The sequence below is a fragment of the Sphingomonas sp. CROZ-RG-20F-R02-07 genome, assembly GCF_022662335.1.
In the GTDB taxonomy this organism is placed as follows: Bacteria; Pseudomonadota; Alphaproteobacteria; order Sphingomonadales; family Sphingomonadaceae; genus Sphingomonas.
This window is the reverse complement of record NZ_JAKNQJ010000034.1, coordinates 1-6733: the sequence shown is the minus strand read 5'-3', so window position 1 is coordinate 6733 and position 6733 is coordinate 1. Positions and strand designations below refer to the sequence as shown.

Below are 6733 nucleotides of genomic sequence, written 5' to 3'. Positions count from 1 at the left end.
CCCGATGCACTCGTGGTGCTCGCCGATCGTCAGAATATGGACCGGGACGGCGGAGTAGTCGCCATACCATCCGGGGAAGAACGCAGCGAAGCCAAAATCCGGGCTGGCAGCTTCGAGCAGAGCATGTCGATTATTGATCCGGCTGATGGTGCATGCCACGCCGTTGAGGACAACGCTCTGGCCGCACTGCTCAACATCCAGCATGAGATCGAGCAGGCCATTATAATCAGTGAGGGCTGTCCAACGAGGCATGCCCGTATTTAGCGTGAGTTCAAGTATCTAATCGGGACAAGCCTCATCCCTCTTTTGAAGCATAAGACCAAGCATCTCTCTAATATCTATAAGCGTAATCGCGATAGCTTCTTCGGCACTAACCTCGACACTGATCTCTTGTGAGGATTCGACGAGGCGAGGCGTGATTGGAGCCGTAGTTCCTCTCAAAGCACCTTGAAGATTGTCCCCTTCGGCACTGAACCGAAAAGCGGTAAAGCGGATCATGCTGGCCTCTGATATTTGGCGGTGCCGCGATCATCGTAGGTGATGTTGTAGCTACCAACACGCACCGTCACTGTTCCCGAGGTGAAACCTACGAGCGTCCCCGCGCGACCGAACAACAGGCGTCCGGTCTCGCTCCATACGCTCACTGACGAGCCTTGCTGCGTTGCCGACCCAATAGCCATTTGCCCCCCTGACACGATCTTGCAGTCTTAACCGATACCGCTTATTCTTAAGCGATACCGCTTATAGCGTCAATGACGAAGGGCTGCGCGGGACTGGATGAAAGAAAGCGATACCGCTATCTCTCGAAGGGTGACGAAGCCGAAGCTCTTCGATGAAGCCGTTCATTTTCGCGCGCGGGCGGGGACGAAGGCGCGCATTGACGCATTGCGCGGTAACACCCGGCAGGGTGACTTCGTTCGCGAACTCATTGAAGATGCGCTCGATCGCCGTGAGCAGGAGGTAGAGAAGTCTGAGAACCGCTGATCCAAACTGCCTAAATAGCGGGGCAGGAGATGTATATGGCTTGGCGACATTACGAGGTGCGACAATCACACGATTATGAGGTGCAGGAAACGAAAGGCGTCTCGCTGACGCGCTTCGAGATGGGCATAGTCGAAACGGGTCGAACGCGGGTGTTTGCCGGTCATTTCATCCGGCTCATGTTGAGCGACCGCGAGCCGATCATCGGCGAGGACGAACACTCGCTGCGTGCTGCTCTTTGGCGACTGGCCCGCAACATCGAGCCTCTCGGTCTCACCCTAAACTGCGTTGGCCTGAGTGCCGAGTTCAATGAGAGCGGCCTCAGCATGGATACGGGATGGGGGTATTGGGGGCGTCATAGCGAGCCTATGCACATGATGGACCCGCTGCCGTTAGAAGAAGACCACCCCGAAAATCTCGACAAGATGATCCGAGAGGCGGTGGATAGCATGAAGATCGACCTGAACTTTATGCGTCAACCGGTTCCCGACCGGAGCGCGCACGGAGTGCCTCGTAAAGCTGCGCAGGGCCAAGCAGCACCTCTTTCAAGCCATCGCGCACCTTCGCCGAATCGAGGGCCTGCTTACTCAATGAAGAATGCGCCTCGAACGCATCGATAATGGCGTTCATCAACTCGTCTTTGAGTGTCGGCGAGTTGGCGAACTGTGCCTCGGTGTTGTTTGCAGCTTGCGTCATCAATGCATCGGATTCGAGCATCTTGTCTCGTAGCGTGGTGACATAGCTCAGTTGGTCGCCATCTGTGGTGTCAGCGCCGAATAGGTCATTCACGCGCTCGATGATCTCGGCGAGCAGCGCCTTCTCTCTGTCTTGCACTGAGCCCGAACCGACCTCCGTCATTGGCTTGAGCTTGCTCTCATCGCGCCCTGATATGTCAAGGCGTCGCTGGCCCTCGTCCTTGAGGTTGTGATGCGTCAGCACGACTTTCGAGAGGTCCACGCCCTCGCGCTCACGGCCAAACTCCAACAGCGGCGTCAGGCGTTTGTAGAACAGGAAGCGCTTCTCGATCGTGCTGCTGCCATAGTCGAATATCTGGGACAGGAAGCTGTAGGCGCGCTGGTAAGCGGCCATGTCGTTTTTGAACAGCACGAGCGTGTCGATCTCGTCCTGCGCGACCGATGCGCCATCATGGTCATCACCCTCGCGAGCGTTGCTCAGGCGCTCCTGCGCTGCCTTGTAGCGCTTGAGCAGCCGGTCAGCGACTGGCTCAATGGCGGCGATAAGATCGCCCTGCTTGGCACTCGGGTTCATCTCGACCGCAGCGACGCGCTCGACCTCGAACTCATCATAGTGGCCGCTGGCATCCAGTTTGCCCTTGAGGTCGAGGACAAGGTTCGGGTCAGTGACCCCCTCAAGCTCGGCAGTGTCATAATAGGTCCGGAAGGCGGTGAGGATTTCCTCCGACGAGTTTACAAAATCGAGCACATAGGTCGTGTCTTTGCCCGGATGAGCGCGGTTGACGCGCGAGAGCGTCTGCACCGCTTGAATGCCTGCGAGCCGCCGATCGACATACATGCCGCACAGCAGCGGCTGATCGAATCCCGTCTGAAACTTGTTGGCGACAAGCAGGAGGTGGAAATCCGAGCCCGCAAACGCATCACGGATATCTCGCCCCTTCAGCCCCGGATTGAGCGCAGCGCTGCCCTCAGTGAGCGACTCTTGGCTGGAGTCGGGATCGTTCACTTCACCGGAAAAAGCCACCAATGTGCCGAGCCCATAGCCCTGCGATTTGATGTAGCCATCGATCGCCATCTTCCAGCGCACAGCTTCGACGCGGCTCCCAAGCACCACCATCGCCTTGGCCTTACCATCAAGCAGCGGCTGCACATTCTCGCGGAAGTGCTCAACGACGATCTGAACCTTCTGCGCGATATTGTAGGGGTGCAGGCGCACCCAGCGCATAATGCCTTTGAGCGCCGTGCTGCGCTCGACCTCCCTGTCATCCCATTCCTGCCCGTCATTGGCGAGGCGGAAGGCGAGGCGATAGGGGGTGTAGTTTTTGAGCACATCGAGGATGAAGCCTTCCTCGATCGCCTGCCTCATTGAGTAGACATGGAAGGCGGACGGCAAATTGCCGGGGCCGGATGGCTGATCGGGTTCCGGCTTGCGTCCAAACAGTTCGAGAGTCTTGCCCTTGGGTGTGGCGGTGAACGCGACATAAGTGACGCCGCTGTCGCCCGCGCGCGCCGCCATCTGTGCGGTCAGGATATCCTCGGCACTGGCCTCACCACCATCCTGTAGCTCAGCGATTTCCTCCGGGGAAAGGAGCTGCTTGAGCTTCTTCGCCGCCTCGCCGGTCTGCGAGCTATGCGCCTCATCGGCAATGACCGCGAACCGTTTGCCCTGCGTCGCGGCGAGGTCGCGGACGGCCTCAAGCGCGAATGGGAAAGTCTGGATGGTGCAGACTATGATCTTTTTGCCCTGAGCCAGCGCCTCGGCAAGCTGACCGCTCTTGGCACCGCCCTCGCTGCGAATCGTTGCCACCACGCCGGTGGTCCGTTCGAACCCGAACAGCGCGTCCTGAAGCTGGGCGTCGATGACATTGCGGTCGGATACGACGATGACGGTCGAGAACAGCTTCTCGTCCGCGTCAGTGTGGAGATCGGCGAGGAAGTGCGCCGCCCACGCGATTGAGTTCGTCTTGCCGCTACCCGCTGAGTGCTGGATCAGATATTTTTCGCCAGCGCCCTCGGTGCGAACGGCTGCGCGCAGCTTCCGGGTAGCATCAAGCTGGTGATAGCGGGGGAAGATGATGCCGCTGATCGCGCGTTTCGTATCGCGCTGAGCGACCAGATAACGGCCAATGATTTCAAGCCAGCTTTCCCGCTCCCAGATTTCTTCCCACAGATAGGCGGTGCGATGCCCGTGCTCATTGAGCGGATTGCCTGCGCCGCCCGCATCGCCCTTGTTGAACGGAAGGAAGCGCGTGGTCGGCCCAGCCAGCTTGGTCGTCATATGCACCTCGCTGTTGCTCACGGCGAAATGGACAAGCGCCCCGCTGGGGAAGGTCAACAACGGCTCAGCGTTGCCGCCTTTTGGCCGGGGTAGGCGGTCGAACCGATACTGATCGATGGCGTCAGTGATCGACTGGGTAAAGTCCGATTTCAACTCAGCAGTCGCGACCGGCACGCCATTGAGGAACAGCCCCAGATCGAAGCAGTTCTCATTCGCCACAGAGTAGCGAAGCTGGCGCACGACGCGCAGGCGGTTCGCCTGATAGGCGGCGATGATGTCGGGGTTCATGCCCATGGCAGGCTTAAACTGGGCCAATGAGATCATGCCTCGCACGCCTACCATCTCAACGCCGTGACGGATTACATCCAGCGTGCCGCGATCGTCGATCTGTTTCCGCACCCGATCGAGCAGTGCCGCCTCAGCGCCTGCGCCATGGGTGCGGCTCAGTGACTCCCAGACCTTGGGTTGCGTTTCCTGCACCCACGCGACCAGATCGGGCGCGAACAGCGCCCGTTTGCGGTCGTAAAGCGCGGCGCTTCCGGGTTCGTAGAGCCAGCCATGCTCAGTGAGATGAGCACAGATTTCGTCCTCGAAACGGATTTCCTTATGGATGCTCATGACTGACTCGGAGCATAAGAATGAGAACCGTGGAGCGCTCCTGAGCCCTCCTGCGACAATAGCCGATCAAACAAATTGGGCTTAGAAAACCGCGGTTTTCCAACGGAAGTTGAATCCCAATCGCCTCGCGAGGCCCTCCCGATCAAATACCCGTCAAACAAACTCACGCCCACCACGGCAGGTAGCGGGCCACCTTTTTGGCCTGCCCCTCCTCGAATGGCTTGATCACCTCCTCCTCAAGGGCGTCCTTGATGATCCGCGATACGGTTGCCGAGTTGCGCGGATCGACCCCGAAACGCTCCCTCAATGAGGTATTCGTAGCCGTCTCTCGCTGTTCGTAGCGCAGGCAGGCATGGAGATAGGTGGCGTGGACCCGCTCCAATCGGTCCATCTCACGAAAGGGCTTGGGCGCGAACAGCGTGACACGGAACGCGGCATCCTGCTGCTCCCACAACGGGGGAGGAAGCTGGTGGGTTTCAGTTTCCTCAACCACCTTGTCGATTCCCGAGCCTCGCTCCTCGCAGATGTTAACACGACGCATAAAGCGGGCGAGCGCCTCATTACGCGATCGAGGAGCGTGATTGAGAATACGCTGAATGTCGATCAGCGTGGTGCCGGGATTGGTGATTTCGATGCGGCCGTCGAAAATCTCAACCATTGGCCCGGTGCCACCGATGCCGAAATCCTGATGGATGAGCGCGTTGGCGACCAACTCGCGAACGGCAAGTTCAGGATAGAGCGGGACAGTGCGACGCAGCGCTTGGCCGATCACCTCATTGCGCGGCAACTGACCGTCGATCCACTCCATGAGCCCCTCGAAGCCAGAAGCGTAGCCTCGCAGCCCCTCTTGCTCCCGTTCAGTCACGACGCGCGTCTTACCCTTGTAGACGATAACGCGCATTGCCTTGCGGGCGAGACCGGGAAAATCGGGCAGGCGACGCGCGTAGAGGATCGCGCCGAGGTTGGTGATGTCCCAACGCCCTGCCTCATTACGAACGATGAGACGATCCTCAGCGAGCTTGGCGATGATGCCATGACGATCAGCGGGAAGTGTCAGGTTAAAACGCTCGAAATAGGCCGGATAATCCAGTCTTTCGACTACCTCATCCTCCGTGCAATCGGCTTGAGCGATCAGGCCCTCGAACGGACGGCGATCGAAATGCCGCCAAAGCTCGGCTTCTTTACCTCCATGATCCCTCAACGGGTGGGTGGTTGAATCAACTCTGATCCATTCGCTACCACTGAATCGCGTTGGCTGTCCCTTAGCCGCTGGTATCGTAAGCAAGACCACCGGTTTTTCGTCGATCGTCAGTGAGTGGAAGGCGATGTTGAGGCGCGGCGCGAGCATGCGCACCAGCCATGCCTCCAGATTCTCATTGCCCTTTTTCACCCCGATGGGGCTGAAGGTGGTGCCGACGATCTCGTGCGTTTCGTCTTGCACGCCCCAGACCAGATAGGCAGTTTCTTGATCCTCAAGCGCGGCGGAGTTCGATAGCGCTGAGATACGCTGCCCGATCATGTCGGGATCGCTGTTATTGAGCTTAAACTCGACCCAGCCCGTCTCGGCCGGGAGCCGGGTAAGCTCGCGAACGAGGCGTTCCCAATAATCGGGCTGGACGACGCTCATGCGGCCTCGCGATCCTCAGGGAGAACGGCTCCACGCACATCTATCTTGCCCGTGACGGCGGCGGAAATGAGTGCAGCGCGGCGCTCTTGAAGCAAATCGGTTGCGTGCTGAGCTTCGGTGGCAAGATTATCATACTGCGCAACAGCGTTTTTGAGAAATCGAGCTATCTGTTCTTGCTCTTCAAGGGGAGGAAGCGGAAAGCGCTCAGGGGAGATATGCTTATTGTTTATCTGGGGAACAGTCGAAATATCTGCAAGTTCAGAAATACGGCGGGCTTTCAGCGCATAGGCCATGTAGAGTGTATCCGCCGATTCAAATATTTCCCAACCCATAAGGTTCGGATCAATCATAGCGGGCCTGTCGGCGACATTGACCTTATTCCCAAATATCGCCGCTCCCCTTTTGGGAAATACAACAAACGAAGTTGGAAGGCTTGCGCTATCGTAAGAGTCTCCAACAAACCATCGCCAGTCTCGAACATTCATATCCTCTGCCGACAGCGATGATACTTTCAAGAAAGGAACAGCGCCTACT

The 6733-nt window shown here is 58.2% G+C and carries 7 protein-coding genes; 2 read left to right on the top strand and 5 right to left on the bottom strand.

Annotated features, from left to right (window positions below):
- Window positions 1-264, top strand: a 264-nt coding sequence (locus tag L8H00_RS18415; RefSeq protein WP_242098784.1) for a hypothetical protein, incomplete at its 5' end; no start/stop codon positions are given.
- Between the two features lie 15 nt (window positions 265-279).
- Here L8H00_RS18415 and L8H00_RS18410 read toward each other — a convergent pair.
- A complete protein-coding gene (locus tag L8H00_RS18410) occupies window positions 280-498 on the bottom strand; it encodes a hypothetical protein (RefSeq protein WP_242098783.1) in 219 nt (72 codons plus the stop codon).
- 279 nt (window positions 499-777) lie between these two features.
- Here L8H00_RS18410 and L8H00_RS18405 point away from each other — a divergent pair, with 279 nt between their 5' ends.
- Complete coding sequence (locus L8H00_RS18405) at window positions 778-984, top strand: hypothetical protein (RefSeq protein ID WP_242098782.1); 207 nt, start codon at window positions 778-780, stop codon at window positions 982-984.
- A 65-nt stretch (window positions 985-1049) separates the two neighbouring features.
- Here L8H00_RS18405 and L8H00_RS18400 read toward each other — a convergent pair whose 3' ends face one another.
- The 4 genes from L8H00_RS18400 to L8H00_RS18385 form a co-directional block, all read right to left on the bottom strand.
- Window positions 1050-1202, bottom strand: a complete 153-nt coding sequence (locus tag L8H00_RS18400) for a hypothetical protein (RefSeq protein WP_242098781.1) — start codon at window positions 1200-1202, stop codon at window positions 1050-1052.
- Window positions 1203-1449: 247 nt separating this feature from the next.
- The gene (locus L8H00_RS18395; protein ID WP_242098780.1) at window positions 1450-4572 is read right to left on the bottom strand and encodes a DEAD/DEAH box helicase family protein; all 3123 of its coding nucleotides are present in this window, start codon (window positions 4570-4572) and stop codon (window positions 1450-1452) included.
- Window positions 4573-4735: 163 nt separating this feature from the next.
- Window positions 4736-6199, bottom strand: a complete 1464-nt coding sequence (locus tag L8H00_RS18390) for an ATP-binding protein (RefSeq protein WP_242098779.1) — start codon at window positions 6197-6199, stop codon at window positions 4736-4738.
- Window positions 6196-6733: restriction endonuclease subunit S (locus L8H00_RS18385; RefSeq protein ID WP_242098777.1), on the bottom strand; the 538-nt coding region annotated here is incomplete at its 5' end. The genes L8H00_RS18390 and L8H00_RS18385, both read right to left, overlap by 4 nt.

Excerpts from the sequence above, each read along its gene's own strand:
- L8H00_RS18405 (WP_242098782.1), top strand. The coding sequence starts at position 778 with ATGAAAGAAAGCGATACCGCTATCTCTCGAAGGGTGACGAAGCCGAAG.
- L8H00_RS18410 (WP_242098783.1), bottom strand. The coding sequence starts at position 498 with ATGATCCGCTTTACCGCTTTTCGGTTCAGTGCCGAAGGGGACAATCTT.
- L8H00_RS18395 (WP_242098780.1), bottom strand. The coding sequence starts at position 4,572 with ATGAGCATCCATAAGGAAATCCGTTTCGAGGACGAAATCTGTGCTCAT.
- L8H00_RS18390 (WP_242098779.1), bottom strand. The coding sequence starts at position 6,199 with ATGAGCGTCGTCCAGCCCGATTATTGGGAACGCCTCGTTCGCGAGCTT.